Genomic DNA, 15,520 nt, shown 5'->3' on the forward strand with positions numbered 1-15,520 from the left:
TGGTTTTGTGTCTTTATGTTACGTTGGAGTTGCCAACAACTTGAAAGTCCAAAATAGAAATTAACAAGAATGGACGCATCAGAACGAGATGAGGTCTTTAACTCTTTTCGCGTGATCGCAGAGCTCGCAGCTCTGGAAGAAGACGAGCATGTTGAGGAGGTGGAACAGCTCTATCTCCGTCAGTTCAATGTTGGCATCTGAAATTCTCTTTATGACTGGCTGAGAGCGGAGTTCGATTGTATTGAGGACTTCCTTTATAAGGGCCTTGAGGGCTTCCCTGTCCTTTATCTGGAAGCCACTCTTTTCGAGTATCATAACTATTCTTTCAGCCTCGACCTGCAGGTAGGACTGTCTGAACTCCTCGATGCTCTCATCGGGTTCTGCCTTTATCAGGAACATCCTGGCCGTTCTTGCGTATATTTTCTCGTTTCCCTCCGTGTCTATCTCCTCCACGAGACCTTCAGCTTCTAGCGCCTTTATGTGTCTGTAAACAGTTGTTCTGTCCTTTCCCAGGAGGTCGCTCAGCTCATTGACGCTCATTGGCCTCTCTCTGAGCAGTTTGAGTATCTGGAATCTGGTTGGGTCGGAGAGCACCTTTACGGTTTTGGGGTTTGTGATTATCAAAACTTCCCTCATAGCAGGCCCTCAGTACTCCTCCAGTTTGTCCTGCGGGGTTTCTTCTTCTTCGATTATCCTCTTTCCGGCTGCCACCATATCTATGCTGTGGACGACGCCGCCGAACTCCTCGATTGTTCTGACGATCTCCTCGTAGTCAAGGTTGTCGCCCATTATGGTTATCTTTACGTTCTCAGTCTCCTTGTCGATCTCGACAAGGGTTATGTTGACGCCGTCAACCCCCTCAAGCTCGCTCAGACCAAGCGCGAGGTCAGTGACCATCGGCTGGTGCGGCTTGAGCACGTCCAGTACGAGAAGCCTTATCCCCCTCGCCATCCATTATTCCTCCTTTTTGAGTATCTCGCCCAGCTTTCTGAGGAGGTTCAAAACCTCTTCGTCTCTACCCATCTTGGCCATGGCAAGCCACTCTATTGCGTGGATTATGTCCTCGTTTGAGAAGTCCTTTAGTTTTTCCTCGTTTACTTCAATCTCCTTTGAAATCTCCGTCTTGTAGTCATGCTCCTTCTTGAGGAGTTCGTCCATGACGTTGAGAAGCTCCTCATCGTTGAACTCGTAGCCAAGGGCTTTGAATATCTCGAGCTTCGTCTTGAGCCTTGAGCGGGCAAAATAGCGGAGCTCCTCGTCGCCGAGGTAGAGGTTTATATAGAATGCGTCAGCTGTTCTTCCGTAGTACTTCTCCACGAGGTTTCCCTTCATCTCCGTCCGCTTGACCTCTACCAGTCCAGCCTCCTTGAGCTTCTCAATGTGGTGATAGATTGTCTGAGGCGTCTTTCCGAGGATTTCGCTCAGCTGAGAGATCGTCATCTCCCTGTTTCTCAAGAGTTGGAGTATCTTCCTCCTTGTGTCTTCGAGCATCAGCTTTATGACCTCTGGGTCAGTGATCACCTTTACCTTTGCCATTTCGACCACCCAATTTAAACGTTCTAACGTCTCTTTTAACGTTCGGGCATTTAACTCTTTTGTTCTCTTCCGAAACTTCATCACCGTCAGGTTTATATATGTAAAGCCTGACCACCAATGGATATAAAATCCATATCCAGGAACCCTTAAAAACTCATGCCCGAAAAAGCTTCGGAGGTGATTTCAGTGGAGACCCCGAACCTGGACTTCCTGTTTTATCCCAAGAGCGTCGCAGTCATAGGTGCCTCAAACGTGCCCGGAAAGGTTGGAAACGCCATAATGCGCTCGATAACCCTCCGCTTCGATGGAAAGGTTTACCCCGTCAACGTTAAGGGCGGGGAGATTGAAGTAAACGGCAAGAAGTTTAAGGTCTACAGGAGCGTTAAGGAGATTCCCGATGAGGTTGATGTCGCCGTCATAGCAGTCCCCGCAAAGTTCGTGCCCGATGTCATTGACGAGTGCGGAGAGAAGGGCGTTAAGGCAGCAGTTGTCATCTCCGCAGGCTTCAAAGAGGCTGGAAGGGCCGATCTTGAGGAGGAGCTCGTTAGAAGGGCCAAGAAGTGGGGTATAAGGGTAGTCGGCCCGAACTGTCTGGGAGTTACCAACCTTGAGAACGGCTTCGACTGCAACTTCAACCCGCCCGAAAGGCAGGCCAGGCCGCCCTTCGGAAAGGTCGCCTTCATGAGCCAGAGCGGTGCCTTCGGCGCGGCGATCCTCGACTGGGCCGCGAGCCACAAGATTGGTATGAGCAAGTTCATCAGCCTCGGCAACATGGCAGATCTGGACGAGAGCGACTTCATGGCATACCTCGGCGACGATCCAAAGACCGGCGTCATAACCGGCTACATCGAGGGCGTCAAGGACGGCAGGAAGTTCTTCAACACCGCCAAAGAGGTCACCCTCAAGAAGCCCGTCGTTGTCCTCAAGAGCGGAAGAACTGAAGCTGGAGCAAAGGCTGCCGCTTCCCATACTGGCTCTCTGGCAGGCTCTTACAAGATATACCAGGCGGCTTTCGAGCAGACTGGAGTTTTAGAGGCCAAGAGCATGAGACAGCTCTTCAACTACGCCAAGGCCTTGGCAATGCAGAGCCCGGCAAAGGGCGACCGCGTGGCCATCGTCACCAACGGCGGCGGCGCTGGAGTCATGATGAGCGACGGCCTGCTTGAGAGGGGCATGAAGCTCGCCGAGCTTAGCGAAGAAACCAACGAGCGCTTTAAGAAGGACATCGAGGAAGGAAAGCTTCCGGCGCATATGAGCTACAAGAACCCGATAGACGTCATAGGAGATGCTCCATCGAGCCGCTATGAGATCGCCATGCGCTACGCCCTCGAAGATCCGAACGTTGACGTCCTCGTCGTCATAGCCCTCTTCCAGAGCCCTGCCCTCGACGAGGGAATCGTTGATGCCATGGAGAGGATGAAGGTCTATGGCAAGCCGATAGTCTTCGTTGCTCCGGGTGGAGACTACCCGCACAAGATGGCAAGGAACATCGAGCTGAAGGGCATTCCAGTCTACGAGACGGTTGAGGACGGCGTTGACGCCGTCTATGCTCTCGTAAAATACGGAGAGTGGCTGAGGGAGAACGGGAGGCTTTGAGCTTTTAGCCCAAGCGCTCTAAAATCTTTTTGACTCTTTTAATCCTTGTGGCTATTTCTATTGCTTGTTTTCTGAGTTCTCCTGGCACAGATTCCTCAACTTCATTTCTTGCTATGCGTTCATGTCGGAATATTGCTATATCAAGTAGCCTGAGTGCGTTTTCTAGAGGGATCCTGTACGTGAACTTCCACTGTTTAACCTCTTCAACTCCTATATCGGTTTTGTCTATTTCAACATATCCATTGTATCTTGGGATGAACGCGGTGGAGTACTTCTTGCTGGCAACAAGCCTGGCCGTGTATTCCTCACCGTCCAATAGCCTTTCAAGGTATTCCAAGTGGCGGTCTGGGTCCTTTCCCTTCCACGATCTCATTTGGACAAGATTTTCGATATGTTCAACCGCATAGTCAGGCAGAAGATCAACGATTCTCGTACCGGTTTTGAAGCCATTGGGTTCGTATATTGCGTTTCCATACAATCCAACTAAGTACAATGAACTCCCCCTGGCCTTGGGTCCCGAGGATCAATGAATTTTGAGACAAAAAGCACAATACCCGAAGTAAAGTTGGCTGGATTACCCTCAATGTGGCCAAAGTAGTTGTTTTTGCTGAATCCCTCGTAGAAGTTCCACAGCTCATGTCCGAACCCTGTATTCCTAATGTACTCAAAGTCGTAAAGAAGCCTGTTCTTGAACATCTCCTGGTCAAATCCTCTCCAGTTGTTGAATGACCACCCAATTTTTGCAACCATTATGTCAGTATCCAACATCTATACCACCAAAAATAGTATAAAGCATGGAATATATAAAAGTTTTTGTAATTCTTGTTTATAGTTCAATCCATGTGAAGTCCCTCGCGACCTCTCCTTTTATTCCGCTCTCCCTCACTCTCTTCTCAAGAACCTCGTGTGTATAGTTGCTGTGGCTTATGTGGGCGAAGACGGCGTAGGAAGCGCTCGTTATCTCTGCCAGCTTTATGGCATCTTCCACCCCGAGGTGAGTTCCGGGGATTGACTCCCTGTGGGTCATCTCTGCTATAAGAAGGTCAGCGCCTTCTAGGAGCTTAAGCGTTTTCTTATCCTTTAGTATCTCCGGCCCTGTGTCCCCGGTTACGGCTATTCTTTTTCCTTTGATTTCAAAGAGGAAGCCGCCGGCGTTCTCAATCGAGCGGTGGGTCGTTCTGAAGTGATGGACTTTCATCCCGTCAATCTCATACCATTTCCCGAATTCGAGCTCGTGATAGCCCCAGTCCCTGTTTTCTGGAGCGGCTCCCCCGAGGAAGATGGCCGATAGGTGCTTGGCCATATCAATCGCCTGCCTGTGGGAGTAGACGTCTATCCTCTTGAAGACCTGAAGCTCCGGAAAGCCCGCTATGTGGTCGAAGTGGGCGTGGGTTATGAATACCTTCTCAACTTTCCTGTTCAGCCGCTCAAGGTGGTAGTGCAGATCCGGGCTGGGGTCAACTAGGATTCCACCCTCAATATAGAGTGAAAAGCGCGTTCTCCTCAACGCTGGGTTTATCCTCGCCCTTGAACAGTTCTCGCAGGTGCAGAGGGGCTTGGGAGTTCCACTGTATGAGCCGGAGCCGAGGATGATGACCTTCATGGCATCACCTCTCCCCAATTCTAACGGGGAAATTTAAGCTTGAGCATTTAGCTTGTCTTTTTCGAATCATGTAAAGGCTTAAATAGTTCACACTAAATTATGATAATCATGAGTGAACAATTTGTTAATAGGGCTGAAGAGCTGAAAGCCCTCAGGGGAGCCTATGAGAGTAACCGGAAAGAGCTGATAATCGTTTACGGGAGGAGAAGGGTTGGAAAGACCGCGCTCGTTAAGAAGTCGGTGGAAGATATTCCCCACATCTACTTCTTCGCGGAGGAGACCCTCGAGAGCGAAAACCTCAGAACTTTCAAGAGCTTAGTTGCAAAGGCCCTTGGAAACCCTCTGGTTGAGAAGGCCGAGCTCTCGTGGGAGGAGCTTTTCGGGCTCCTCGACGGTTCTGGAGTTGTCGTGATAATAGACGAGTTCCCGAACCTTTTGAAGGCCAACAGGGGGCTGGTTTCAAAGTTCCAGAAGATATGGGACTCGGCCAAGGGGCTCAAGCTCGTCCTGACGGGCTCTGCCATCAGCGTGATGGAGAGCCACGTCCTCGGCTACAAAAGCCCCCTCTACGGGAGGAGGACGCTGTCCATAATGCTTAAGCCCCTGAGCTTTCTCCACCTGAGGGATTTCTTCCCAGAGAAAAGCTGGGAGGAGCTCGTGAGGATATACGGGATAACCGACGGGATTCCGGCCTACCTCAGGGAAGTCCAGTTCCGGCTGAATGCTGGGGAAAGCCTTGAGGAAGTCTTCCAGCCCAACAAGCCGCTCTTCGACGAGGCGGAGTTCCTCCTCAGGAGCGAGCTGAGAGAACCCGCCAGGTACTTCGCGATACTCAAGGCCATAGCCTTCGGAAAGACGAAGTTCGGGGAGATAGTGAGCTTCACCGGGCTTCCAGGCTCAACCGTCTCAAAGTACCTCAGCAACCTGCAGACTCTCCACATAGTAGAGGAGAGGCATCCTGTAGGCGAGCCAGAGCGGAAGAGGAACGCGCGCTACTACCTGAGCGACCTCTACTTCAACTTCTGGTTCCGCTTCATCTACCCCAACCGCTCACAGCTCCTCGACTTTGGCTACATCGAGAACTTTGAAGAGGAATACAACCGCTATCTCGGCTTCGTCTTTGAAAAGGTCAGCGCGGACTTCCTCAGGGAGATGAACAGGGCAGGAAAGCTCCATTTCAGGTTCACCAAGATTGGAAAGTGGTGGCGTAAGGGTGAGGAAATTGACCTAGTGGCCTTGAACGAGCGTGAGAAGAAGGCTCTGTTCGTTGAGGTCAAGTGGAAGGATTTGAGCGAGAGGGAAGTGAGGGGGATTTTGAAGGACTTGGAGAGGAAGGTGGAGCTCGTTGGACTGGACGGGTGGAAGAAGTATTACGGGCTGGTGGCTAAAAGCGCCGAGGGAAAAGAGGGGCTTAGAGAAGATTGTTGGCTGGTCTGGGACTTGGGGGACTTCGAAACATCAACCTGACTACCTCGTCCCGCTTTCCTCAAAGGCTATCAGGAGCGTTCCGATTGTCACAAGAAGAAAGCCGAGCAGGTGGTAAACCCCAACCTTCTCTCCAAGGAAGGCTATGGCCACGGCTATCGTGAGGGCTGGAGCCGGTGTGAGAATCGCGGTGGCCTTCGAGAGGTTTATCCGCGAGATTGATGCATACCAGAGGGCCTGGGTTGCGGCTATTATGACGCCTTCAGCGAGAGCAAGGCTCATGAACTGGATTCCGCTCATGAGGGCAAGCGGAAGCAGGAGCAGGAAGCCGAAGGTGTTCCTGAGTGTCGCTATCGTCAGCGGTGAGTAGTCTGTGAACTTGGCAACGGCATGCCCCAGCTGCCAGAAGAGCGGCGTTATGAGGAGCAGGAGGTCACCTTTCCTCGGTGTTATCCCCTTTCCCTGCGTGAGGACGAGAAAGACCCCGCCAAAGAGAAGGAGGGAAGCGGCTAATGCTTTCCCGCTCACTCTCTCCCTGAGGAGGAGCCAGCCGATCGCGAGGGAATAGAACACCTCAAGTCGCGTTATTATGGCGGAGTTCACGGCGGTGCTCATGCTGGTTCCGAGGGAGTAGAGGGAGTAGGCTATGGCAGTGGCGAAGAGGCCAGTCAGGAACGTCCTCTTAAGCTCGGCGGGTTTTTCCAGGATTTCCTTGAACCTGCCAGTTGTCAAAAGAACCGTCCACAGGATAATGGCCGCGAAGAAGACGGACAGGGCTATGAAACCGATTGGGTTGGAAGGATTGGCCTTTATAACGGCCGGCTCAAGGCCCAGAGCCAGGAGGACAAGGAAAGCGAGGAGTGTGCCTTCTGTTTCGGCCTTCATGATGACGGATAGAAGCAACAGGTAAAAAAGCTTTTTCAGTAAGTCATAAGTCCTGGATCAGCTTGTCAACTTCCTCTTTCTCAAGCTTCACGATTCCAAAGGTCTTCTCGGATATTTTCTTGGGAATGAGCTTAACGCTGACCTCGGTACCGTCGGGTAAGTTGAGCTTTTTCTTGAGCTTGAGGATGCCGTTTTCATAAATAGCCTCAACTACCTCCATACTCCCACCAATTGGATGTGCTCCCTTTTCCTAAAAACACTTTCGCACCCAAAAACTTTAAAATCTCTCCGCCCTTTTTTCTTCCATGCTCGGTGGTCGTTTTTGGCCCTGGTGAAGCCAACCTCTTCTGCACCGCCTTAGTCTGGAGTTTGGTTTCCACTGGAAGCGGAGGTGTTTGAATGGACGACTTTAAGGTTACCCCATGGGACGTTGAGGGTGTCGTGGACTACAACAAGCTGATAGAGCAGTTCGGAACGAGCCCGCTGACGGACGAGCTGATAGAGAAGACGGCAGAGCTCACGAAGAGCGAACTTCCGATATTCTTCAGGAGGAGGTTCTTCTTCTCCCACAGGGACTACGACAAGGTTTTAGCGGATTATGAGAGTGGGAGGGGCTTCTTCCTCTACACTGGGAGGGGTCCGAGCGGCCCGATGCACATCGGCCACATAATCCCGTTCTTCGCTACCAAGTGGCTCCAGGAGAACTTCGACGTCAACCTCTACATCCAGATAACCGACGACGAGAAGTTCCTCTTCAAGGAGAAGCTGAGCTTTGAGGACACCAAGAGATGGGCCTACGAGAACATTCTGGATATCATAGCGGTAGGCTTTGACCCGGACAAGACATTCATCTTCCAGAACAGTGAGTTTACCAAGATTTACGAGATGGCCCTCCCGATAGCGAAGAAGATAAACTTCTCGATGGCGAGGGCTGTTTTTGGCTTCAACGAGCAGAGCAAGATTGGAATGATATTCTATCCAGCAATACAGGCCGCTCCAACCTTCTTCGAGAAGAAGCGCTGTCTCATTCCGGCGGCAATAGATCAGGATCCCTACTGGAGGCTCCAGAGAGACTTCGCCGAAAGCCTTGGCTACTACAAGACTGCTGCAATACACTCAAAGTTCGTGCCAGGTTTGACCAGCTTAGAGGGCAAGATGAGCGCGAGCAAGCCCGAAACTGCCGTTTACCTCACGGACGACCCCGAGGAGGCCGGAAAGAAGATATGGAAGTTCGCCCTCACCGGCGGCCAGCCGACTCTCAAGGAGCAGCGCGAGAAGGGAGGGAACCCGGAGAAGTGCGTCGTCTTCAAGTGGTTCGAGATCTTCTTTGAACCCGACGACGAGAAGCTCATGGAGCGCTACCGCGCCTGTAAAGCTGGCGAGCTGACCTGCGGTCAGTGCAAGCGCGAGCTGATTGAGCGCGTCCAGAAGTTCCTCAAGGAGCACCAGAAGAAGAGGAAGGAGGCGGAAAAGAAGGTCGAGAAGTTCAAGTACACCGGCGAGCTCGCCCGGGAGCAGTGGGATAAGGCCATTCCAGAGCCGCTGAAGGGGTGATACCATGGTCCGCCTTCCCTTCCGCGATACATACTACGAACTCAGGCCGAGCAAGATAGTGGCCTTGGCCAAAAACTACGCGGAGCACGCAAAGGAAATGGAGAGCGACGTCCCGGAGAAGCCGGTCTTCTTCCTCAAGCCACCGAGCGCCCTAATAGGGCCTGGAAATCCAATAATCCTTCCCAGAATGAGCAAGAGGGTTGACCATGAGGTCGAGCTGGCGGTGATAATCGGGAAGCGCGCAAAGCGCGTTCCAGCTGAAAAGGCGATGGACTACGTCCTGGGCTACACGATAATGCTCGACATAACCGCTCGCGACCTCCAGGCCGAGGCAAGGAAGAAGGGCCTTCCGTGGACTATCTCCAAAGGCTTCGATACCTTCGCTCCTGTTGGCCCAAGGATCGTTGACAGGCGCGAGTTAAAGGTTGAAGACCTCGAAATCGGTCTCAAGGTGAACGGCGAGCTCAGACAGCTTGGAAGGACGAGTCAGATGGTCTTTAAAGTTCCAGAGCTGATAGAATACATAAGCTCGATAATGACGCTCGAACCGGGGGACATAATAGCGACAGGAACTCCGGCAGGCGTAGGCCCGCTGAGGCACGGCGACCACATAGAGGCGTGGATAGAAGGGATAGGGAAGGTGGAGTTCGACGTTTTAGCTGAGGACTCGATTCTGTGCTGACTATTCCTTTTTGTTTACGATCTTCGCCGAAATCCACCGCATTCCTTCCCCTTCGTTCTTGACGACGATGATGTAGTCTCCGTCGGGTATCTTAATGCCATCGAACTCGACGCTCCGAACGTGCTCCCAGGCCTTGTAGTAGCTGAAGGGCTCGCCGTTCTTCATCTTTTTGAAGTTCTCCTTGGTGAGAATGTAAACGCTGACATCTCCGTCTGCCCTGATGTAGCCGTTGAGAAGGGAGTTCCCGGCAAGGTTGTAGGTGTTGTAGTTCGTGAAGCCCCTCTTCCACTCGTAGTTGAAGCTCCCATAGTTGTTGACCGCGTAGTTCACGCCGAGGCCTACTGCAAGGATGAGGATCAGGGTTAAAATCACAGTGCTGGCCTTCCCCATAAGCCACTCCCCAGAAAATATGTGAAATACAACTTAAAAAAGTTTACGGAAAATTACCAAATTGCGTGGAAGATCTTCCCTTTGCAAACTGGCTTTACACCCTCTTCCCTTCCTTCACGTAAACGACCCGCGCCCCGATTTCCTTCGCGTGGTCGCTTATCCTCTCCAGGTGGCGCATTATGAGGGCCTCAACCGGAGAAGAGGCCGAGCTTTTCAGGTTCTCCAGCGACTGGATGTAGAGGTCGTCTATTCTGTTATCTATCTCAAGGAGCTTTCCTGCCGAGACTTCATCGAGGTTCTCAAAGGCTTCTATTGCAGTTTTAACGGCCTCAACAGTTAGCTCAAAGCCCTCCCTGATGAGTTCGCTCTCCTCTGCCCCTACTATCTTCGCAGTTCTCTCTATCTCCATGGCGTAGCGCGAAATCCTGTAGAGGTCGTAGGAGACATCTATCGAGCTCTGGATGAAGCGCAGGTCGCTGGCAACCGGCGAGTACCTCACGAGGAGCTCGGTCGCTATATCGAGAACCTCGTTCCTGAGAAGGTGGAGCTTGCTCGATATCTCCTCTGTTGAGTTGAACTCTCCTTTGAGGCTTTTCCTGGCGTTCTCCAGGGAGTTGAGGGCATCGTTTCCCATCTCGTTTATCAGCTTTTTGAGCTGTTCCTCACCAATATCAAGGAGCTTTCTCATGGTATCACCTCATACGATATATAGTATGGGCGTCTTTTCAAGCCCTTTGGAGCCTAAGAGATAATAAACCGCCGAGCGAAGCAGGTTCTTCGTATGGTTGAAGAAACCCTCCAGGTGTACTAAGGTTCCCATAACGTAGGGGGTCTCCGTCCTAACATAAGAGTCCCAGAGTTCGTTAAACTCGAATTCAATGAACGGGAGCTCCTCCACTGGAATTTCCCTTTTTGAAACCAGGGCCTCGACTCCTCCGGTGACCCAGGGGTGGAAGATCTCCATCGCCTCTATTACGAGATCCCTCTGCTCCTCTGATCCATGGAGATTAAGCAGAACCTCAATGCGCGAGAGGTGTCTCATCATTCTGTACAGGTCGTAGTTTGCATTGAAGGCTGACCTGACGAATCGAAGCTCACTGGCCATTGGTTGATAGCGGAGGAGTATCTCTATTAGAACGTCGTTCAGCTCTTCACTGATATTGGCAACTTCCCAGAGGAGGTCTTCCATTCTTCCGTACTCGTTTCTTTGGACCTCGGTAGTCAGGGTTCTCATGCCATTTATGACTCCATCCCCCTCTGCCCTCAAAAGATTTCGGGCCTTCTCTAGGGCTTTCCTTTTCATCCAAGCGCCCCCGTAACGTACTTCTCGGTTAATTCATGCTCCGGGTTCTCGAAGACCTTCCTTGCTGGCCCAACCTCTATCAGCTCACCGAGGTAGAGGAAGGCAACGTAATCAGCAACTCTCGCCGCCTGGGCTGGAGAATGGGTAACGAGAACTATCGTGTAGTCCTCCTTAAGCTCCAGGAGGAGCTCCTCTATCTTGGCAGTTCCGACAGGGTCTATGTTGGCTGTGGGCTCGTCCATCAGAAGGACTTCCGGCTTCATTGCGAGAGCCCTCGCTATAACGAGCCTCTGCCTCTGTCCTCCAGAGAGGTTCCCAGGATAATCGTTCAGCCTGTCCTTAACCTCGTCCCATAGGGCAGCCTTCTTCAGGGCCCATTCAACCCTTTCGTCGAGCTCTTCCCTTGACTTGACGAGTCCGTTCAGCTTGAGGCCTATGGCAACGTTGTCATATATGGTCAGGTGGGGGAAGGGGTTCGGGTACTGGAACACCATCCCCACCTTCTTCCTGACCTCTATCGGGTCAACGTCCTCCGAATAGATGTTCTCTCCGAAGAGCCTTACCTCACCCTCAACTCTGGCATCTTCGTTCAGCTCTATCAGCCTGTTGAAAGTCCTCAGCATCGTGCTCTTCCCACAGCCGCTCGGCCCCATGAGTGCAAAGACACCCTTGTTTGGGATTTTGAGGTCAACATCCTTTATCACGTGGTTCTGGCCGTAGTAAACGTTGAGGTTAACAGTCTCTATCGCGAAGTTCACAGTCTCACCTCCTTCAGACTAAGGCGTATCGGGATGAATATCCCGAGGAAGATGAGGAGAAGAACCAGTGAGGCTCCCCACGCTGTTGCATGGTCGGCTGGATTCGGGCTCTGGACTAGCTGGTAGATGAGGAGCGGAACGGCACCGACGGGTTTGGTTATTGAAGTTGGGTAGCTCTCGTAAAGTCCGCCAGCGGTGAAGAGGAGCGGTGCCGTTTCTCCGGCAACTTTGGCCATTCCTATGAGGACGCCGGTCAAAATGCCGCGCTTCGCCATCGGCGCGAGTATTCTGAAGACAACCTTCGCCCTCGTGAGCCCGAGGGAAAAGCCCGCCTCCCTATACGTTGACGGTATCTCCCTGAGGGCCTCGTGGGTGTAAACGGCTACATAGGGAGTGAGAATTATCGCCAGCGCTAAGGCCCCAGCCAGGGCTGAGTAGGTTCCCATGGGCACAGCCACGACCTGCATCACGAAGACTCCGACCAGTATCGTCGGGAACTCTATCATTATCTGGAGCAGTGTTTTAGTCCACTGACCGAGGGTGCTCTTAGGATACTCGTAGGCGTAAACTCCGACGAGGAAAGCAACTGGAAGACCGAGGAGAGCAGAGAGGAACGTGAGGATGAAGGTTCCAGCGATGGCTGGACCTATTCCCCCCTCGCTGAGCGTCCCCGTTAGGAACTTCGTCCCCCTCTCGGCTATCACCGGAAAGCCCTTTATCAGGACTGTTGCTATGATATGGAACAGCGGTATGAATATCAGGATTGTGAGCGCACCGATCCCTAGGAAAAAGGCCTTCTCCTTCGTTTTTCGGTCAAATGCTGACATTTCTCTCCCACCTCTTGAGCATCTTGAGGCCGACCACGTTTACAGCTAATCCAATTACGAAGAGGATTAGCCCTGCCGCGAAAAGCGTCGAGGTCATGTATTCGTATATGAAGGCGTTGCCGAACTGGTTGGCTATGAGGGACGAGACTGTGTATCCCGGTGCGAAGAGGGCCGTTGTCAGGTTGAACGTGTTCCCTATAACGAGGGAAACGGCGACCGTCTCGCCTACGGCCCTTCCGAAGGCGAGGATCGTTCCCGAAACTATCGCCGGCTTTATGTAGCCGAGGAGAACCTTAGTTGCTTCGTACCTCGTTGCCCCGAGGGAGTAGATTGCCTCTCTGTAGGTGAATGGTACCATGTTGTAGGCTTCTCGTATTATAGCGGAGGCGAAGGGAGTAACCATTATCGCCAGGAGAACTCCAGCCGAGAGGTAGCTGTAGCCACCAACCGGCGGATAGGAAAAGAGTGGAATGAAGGAGAGGTGATCGTAAAGGGGCTTCATAATCCAATCCCTCAGGAACGGGACTAGGAAGAACGCTCCCCATATCCCGTAGATTATCGTCGGCAGGCCTGCCATTATATCGGAGAGGATTATGAAGGCGTTCTTCAGCCTCTTCGGTGCGTAGTCAACGACGAAGACCGAGTAGGCCACCGATAGTGGCAGGGCTATAAGTATGGCTATGAGAGAGGTGTAGACGCTTCCCCATATAGCGGCCGCTATCCCATAGACCTCTTCGCTTGGCTCTTCAGCCGCTCTCCAGACGTTCTTCAGGTAGAGGTCGAGGCCGTACCTGTGGAGCGCTGGGAGCGCGTTGGTGAAGTAAACGAAGAGCATCCCCGCGAACAGCAGGAAGACGATGATAACGGCAGGATATGTAGCGATCTTAAAAGACTCAACTTTCCTCAAGCCTCACTACCCCCTTCTGCCTTTTCAATCTTGGAGAAGTTTTCGTCCGGCATGTTGCGGAAGAAACTCACGTTTGAGATGATTGAACCCTTCCCACTGTACCTCCTTATCTCCAGGACTGCCCTTTCGGCTTTTGTAAGCTCAACAACTCTACTTGCGTAAGAAAAACCGATCATACCCTCGCCAAGCGGCCTGTGCTCGTCTCTGGAGCCGTTGTTGTCGTGGATGTGAAGGTGGGTCGCATAAGGGAAGAGCACGTTAAACTCGTCCATCTTGAGTCCGGAATTCATGGAAGTCAGGAAAGCGTGCCCGATGTCAAAGCACAGTTCAAAGCCCTCGCTAACGAAGGGAAGGAGCTCGTGAGGAAGTGCCCCGATTCGTCCCTCAAAGAGATTTTCAACAACGAGCTTTACTCCGTGGTCTTCAGCTATTGGTTTAAGCTTCCTTAAGTGCCTCAGGGTGTTCACGTAGGCCTTCGTGTAACTCTTCCCGATGTCGCCTCCGTGAACGACAATGACCTCTGTGCCGAGATGGTTGGCAATCCTTATTACCTTCCCCATTCTCTTTACCGGTTCTTTCCCATAGACTCCGAGGTCTATCGGGAGGTTCTTTCCATCGGCGGTAGGCGCGTGAAGTGTAAACTCCACCCCAATGCCCTTAAGGTTTTTGAGCGCTTCCCAGTTTATCTCTTCGTTCTTGATGATGCCAGAATCGTCAAATCCAAGCTCAACAAAGTCCACTTGAAGTTCGTCTAAGGAAAAGCCCTTTCCGCTGATTTCCTTGACGATGTAGGAGTTGACGCCGAGCTTCATCGTTCTCACCCAAAAGGAAGAGAAAAGAAATCAGCCCTCTATCATGTCAACTGCCTGGAGGCCTATCTTGGCGACCTCTGGTGGAAGACCGACGTAGCCGGGGGCAAGGTTCTCTGGCTTCTGTCCCTCTGTTAAGACCCACCTAAGGAACTCCTTGATGGCCTGGACCTCTTCCTTGCTGTAGTGCTTTCCACCCTTGTTCTGCCATACGAGGAGGTGGGTGAAGGCAACTATCGGGTAGGAGTTCTCTCCCGGGGCGTTGAGGAGCTGGTTGAGGTCCTCCTTGTAGCCCTCGGTTGGGCTTGGTATGAAAGCTTTAACACCGGCGACGGCGGCTTTTATCGCATCGTCAGTGGGCTTAACGAAGTTTCCGGCTTTGTTTTTGAGTGCCACAACCTTGAGGTTCTCCTCTATGGCGAAGGAGAGCTCGGTGTAGGCTATGCTGTACTTGGTGTTCTTAAGGGCCTGGACGACTCCAGGGTTGCCCTTTCCACCAATGCCCCTTCCAACCTTGTCAACGGGCCAGTCAACGGTCTTTCCCGCTCCAACCTTATCTGCCCACTCCTTGTTGACGAGACTCAGGTAGGTGGTGAAGATTGCAGTAGTTCCGCTTGAATCACTCCTGTGGACGACTATTATCTTTTCGTGCGGGAGGTTCGCGCTGGGGTTGAAGGCCTTGATGGCATCGTCGTCCCAGTACTCTATCTCACCCATGAATATCTTGGCGAGGGTCTCCCCGTCGAGCTTCAGCTCGTCAACGCCTGGAACGTTGAAGGCAACGACAACCGCACCAACGATTTCGGGAAACTGGAGGGGCTGGTCGCCAGTTGCGAGGAACTTCTTCCAGGTTGACTCCTTAACGGGTGGATCTGTCCTGCCTATGTGGGTGAGGCCCTTGAGGAACGCCTCCTGCCCGTGTCCGCTTCCTCCACCTTCGTACTCGATCTTGACGTTGGGGTGGCTCTTCATGTATATCTCAATCCACTTCTGTATCTGGTACTGGGGGAAGGTTGCACCTGTGGTGCGGATGGTTATTACCTTGGTCTGGGAAGTGCCCTGGCTTGAAGCCTGTGCCGTGCTGGACGGGCTTGTATTGGAGTCTTTTTCTCCAGATATGCAGCCGCTTGCCACCAGGGAAAGCCCCAGCAGCAGGACGATAAACACCGAGATGGCTTTCTTCATTGGGTTCACCGATGGTTAGAAGAGGGTTAGAAAATATAAAGATTGCCGCAATAAAATATA

At 52.2% G+C, this 15,520-nt stretch carries 20 protein-coding genes; 4 read left to right on the forward strand and 16 right to left on the reverse strand.

Annotated features, from left to right (window positions below; genetic code table 11):
- Window positions 1–78: 78 nt before the first annotated feature.
- From ACZ5TN_RS08255 to ACZ5TN_RS08265, 3 genes are read right to left on the reverse strand one after another with little or no spacing between them, the layout of a single operon-like run.
- Complete coding sequence (locus tag ACZ5TN_RS08255; protein WP_054839451.1) at window positions 79–636, reverse strand: ArsR/SmtB family transcription factor; 558 nt, start codon at window positions 634–636, stop codon at window positions 79–81.
- 9 nt (window positions 637–645) lie between these two features.
- Window positions 646–951 carry a DUF211 domain-containing protein gene (locus ACZ5TN_RS08260; RefSeq protein WP_011250833.1) on the reverse strand — a complete coding sequence of 102 codons (306 nt, stop codon included), beginning with the start codon at window positions 949–951 and terminating at the stop codon, window positions 646–648.
- Window positions 952–954: 3 nt separating this feature from the next.
- Window positions 955–1,536 carry a winged helix-turn-helix domain-containing protein gene (locus tag ACZ5TN_RS08265; protein WP_011250832.1) on the reverse strand — a complete coding sequence of 194 codons (582 nt, stop codon included), beginning with the start codon at window positions 1,534–1,536 and terminating at the stop codon, window positions 955–957.
- Window positions 1,537–1,722: 186 nt separating this feature from the next.
- Here ACZ5TN_RS08265 and ACZ5TN_RS08270 point away from each other — a divergent pair, with 186 nt between their 5' ends.
- Window positions 1,723–3,132: an acetate--CoA ligase family protein gene (locus tag ACZ5TN_RS08270; RefSeq protein WP_464917590.1), complete on the forward strand. Its 1,410-nt coding sequence runs from the start codon at window positions 1,723–1,725 to the stop codon at window positions 3,130–3,132.
- Window positions 3,133–3,136: 4 nt separating this feature from the next.
- On the opposite strand, the gene ACZ5TN_RS08275 is transcribed toward ACZ5TN_RS08270, so the two are convergent.
- Genes ACZ5TN_RS08275 through ACZ5TN_RS08285 form a run of 3 tightly spaced genes read right to left on the reverse strand, consistent with a single transcriptional unit; the run spans window position 3,137 to window position 4,735 of the window.
- On the reverse strand, window positions 3,137–3,625 hold the full coding sequence (locus ACZ5TN_RS08275) for a hypothetical protein (RefSeq protein ID WP_054839449.1): 489 nt from the start codon (window positions 3,623–3,625) through the stop codon (window positions 3,137–3,139).
- Window positions 3,616–3,900, reverse strand: a complete 285-nt coding sequence (locus tag ACZ5TN_RS08280) for a hypothetical protein (protein WP_464916464.1) — start codon at window positions 3,898–3,900, stop codon at window positions 3,616–3,618. The genes ACZ5TN_RS08275 and ACZ5TN_RS08280 overlap by 10 nt, the downstream gene beginning before the upstream one ends.
- Before the next feature lie 58 nt (window positions 3,901–3,958).
- Window positions 3,959–4,735, reverse strand: a complete 777-nt coding sequence (locus ACZ5TN_RS08285) for an MBL fold metallo-hydrolase (protein ID WP_464916465.1) — start codon at window positions 4,733–4,735, stop codon at window positions 3,959–3,961.
- Between the two features lie 99 nt (window positions 4,736–4,834).
- Here ACZ5TN_RS08285 and ACZ5TN_RS08290 point away from each other — a divergent pair, with 99 nt between their 5' ends.
- On the forward strand, window positions 4,835–6,202 hold the full coding sequence (locus ACZ5TN_RS08290; protein ID WP_464916466.1) for an ATP-binding protein: 1,368 nt from the start codon (window positions 4,835–4,837) through the stop codon (window positions 6,200–6,202).
- On the opposite strand, the gene ACZ5TN_RS08295 is transcribed toward ACZ5TN_RS08290, so the two are convergent.
- Both ACZ5TN_RS08295 and ACZ5TN_RS08300 read right to left on the reverse strand, forming a co-directional pair.
- On the reverse strand, window positions 6,203–7,045 hold the full coding sequence (locus tag ACZ5TN_RS08295; protein ID WP_464916467.1) for a DMT family transporter: 843 nt from the start codon (window positions 7,043–7,045) through the stop codon (window positions 6,203–6,205).
- 43 nt (window positions 7,046–7,088) lie between these two features.
- Window positions 7,089–7,265, reverse strand: coding sequence for an antitoxin AF2212-like protein (locus tag ACZ5TN_RS08300; RefSeq protein WP_054839446.1), 177 nt, complete (start codon window positions 7,263–7,265; stop codon window positions 7,089–7,091).
- Window positions 7,266–7,444: 179 nt separating this feature from the next.
- Between ACZ5TN_RS08300 and ACZ5TN_RS08305 the strand changes: the two genes are divergently transcribed.
- Window positions 7,445–8,599, forward strand: a complete 1,155-nt coding sequence (locus ACZ5TN_RS08305) for a tryptophan--tRNA ligase (protein ID WP_464916468.1) — start codon at window positions 7,445–7,447, stop codon at window positions 8,597–8,599.
- A gap of 4 nt (window positions 8,600–8,603) precedes the next feature.
- On the forward strand, window positions 8,604–9,281 hold the full coding sequence (locus tag ACZ5TN_RS08310; RefSeq protein ID WP_054839444.1) for a fumarylacetoacetate hydrolase family protein: 678 nt from the start codon (window positions 8,604–8,606) through the stop codon (window positions 9,279–9,281).
- Here the strand turns inward: ACZ5TN_RS08310 and ACZ5TN_RS08315 are convergent, their stop codons facing one another.
- The 8 genes from ACZ5TN_RS08315 to pstS form a co-directional block, all read right to left on the reverse strand.
- Entirely contained in the window at window positions 9,282–9,671 is a 390-nt protein-coding gene (locus ACZ5TN_RS08315) for a hypothetical protein (RefSeq protein WP_464916469.1), read from the reverse strand.
- Window positions 9,672–9,765: 94 nt separating this feature from the next.
- On the reverse strand, window positions 9,766–10,359 hold the full coding sequence (locus ACZ5TN_RS08320; protein WP_011250821.1) for a phosphate signaling complex PhoU family protein: 594 nt from the start codon (window positions 10,357–10,359) through the stop codon (window positions 9,766–9,768).
- A gap of 9 nt (window positions 10,360–10,368) precedes the next feature.
- Window positions 10,369–10,974 carry a phosphate transporter PhoU gene (locus tag ACZ5TN_RS08325; protein WP_464916470.1) on the reverse strand — a complete coding sequence of 202 codons (606 nt, stop codon included), beginning with the start codon at window positions 10,972–10,974 and terminating at the stop codon, window positions 10,369–10,371.
- Window positions 10,971–11,732: a phosphate ABC transporter ATP-binding protein gene (locus ACZ5TN_RS08330; protein WP_011250819.1), complete on the reverse strand. Its 762-nt coding sequence runs from the start codon at window positions 11,730–11,732 to the stop codon at window positions 10,971–10,973. Before ACZ5TN_RS08330 ends, ACZ5TN_RS08325 begins: the two co-directional genes overlap by 4 nt.
- A complete protein-coding gene (pstA, locus tag ACZ5TN_RS08335; RefSeq protein ID WP_464916471.1) occupies window positions 11,729–12,559 on the reverse strand; it encodes a phosphate ABC transporter permease PstA in 831 nt (276 codons plus the stop codon). Before pstA ends, ACZ5TN_RS08330 begins: the two co-directional genes overlap by 4 nt.
- A complete protein-coding gene (gene pstC / locus ACZ5TN_RS08340) occupies window positions 12,546–13,466 on the reverse strand; it encodes a phosphate ABC transporter permease subunit PstC (protein WP_464916472.1) in 921 nt (306 codons plus the stop codon). Before pstC ends, pstA begins: the two co-directional genes overlap by 14 nt.
- Entirely contained in the window at window positions 13,463–14,278 is an 816-nt protein-coding gene (locus ACZ5TN_RS08345; RefSeq protein WP_011250816.1) for a sugar phosphate isomerase/epimerase family protein, read from the reverse strand. The genes pstC and ACZ5TN_RS08345 overlap by 4 nt, the downstream gene beginning before the upstream one ends.
- Window positions 14,279–14,308: 30 nt before the next feature.
- Window positions 14,309–15,460 (reverse strand): phosphate ABC transporter substrate-binding protein PstS, encoded by a 1,152-nt coding sequence (pstS, locus tag ACZ5TN_RS08350; RefSeq protein ID WP_464917591.1) that lies wholly within the window; start codon window positions 15,458–15,460, stop codon window positions 14,309–14,311.
- Window positions 15,461–15,520 lie beyond the last annotated feature (60 nt).

The organism is Thermococcus sp. JCM 11816, assembly GCF_055396515.1.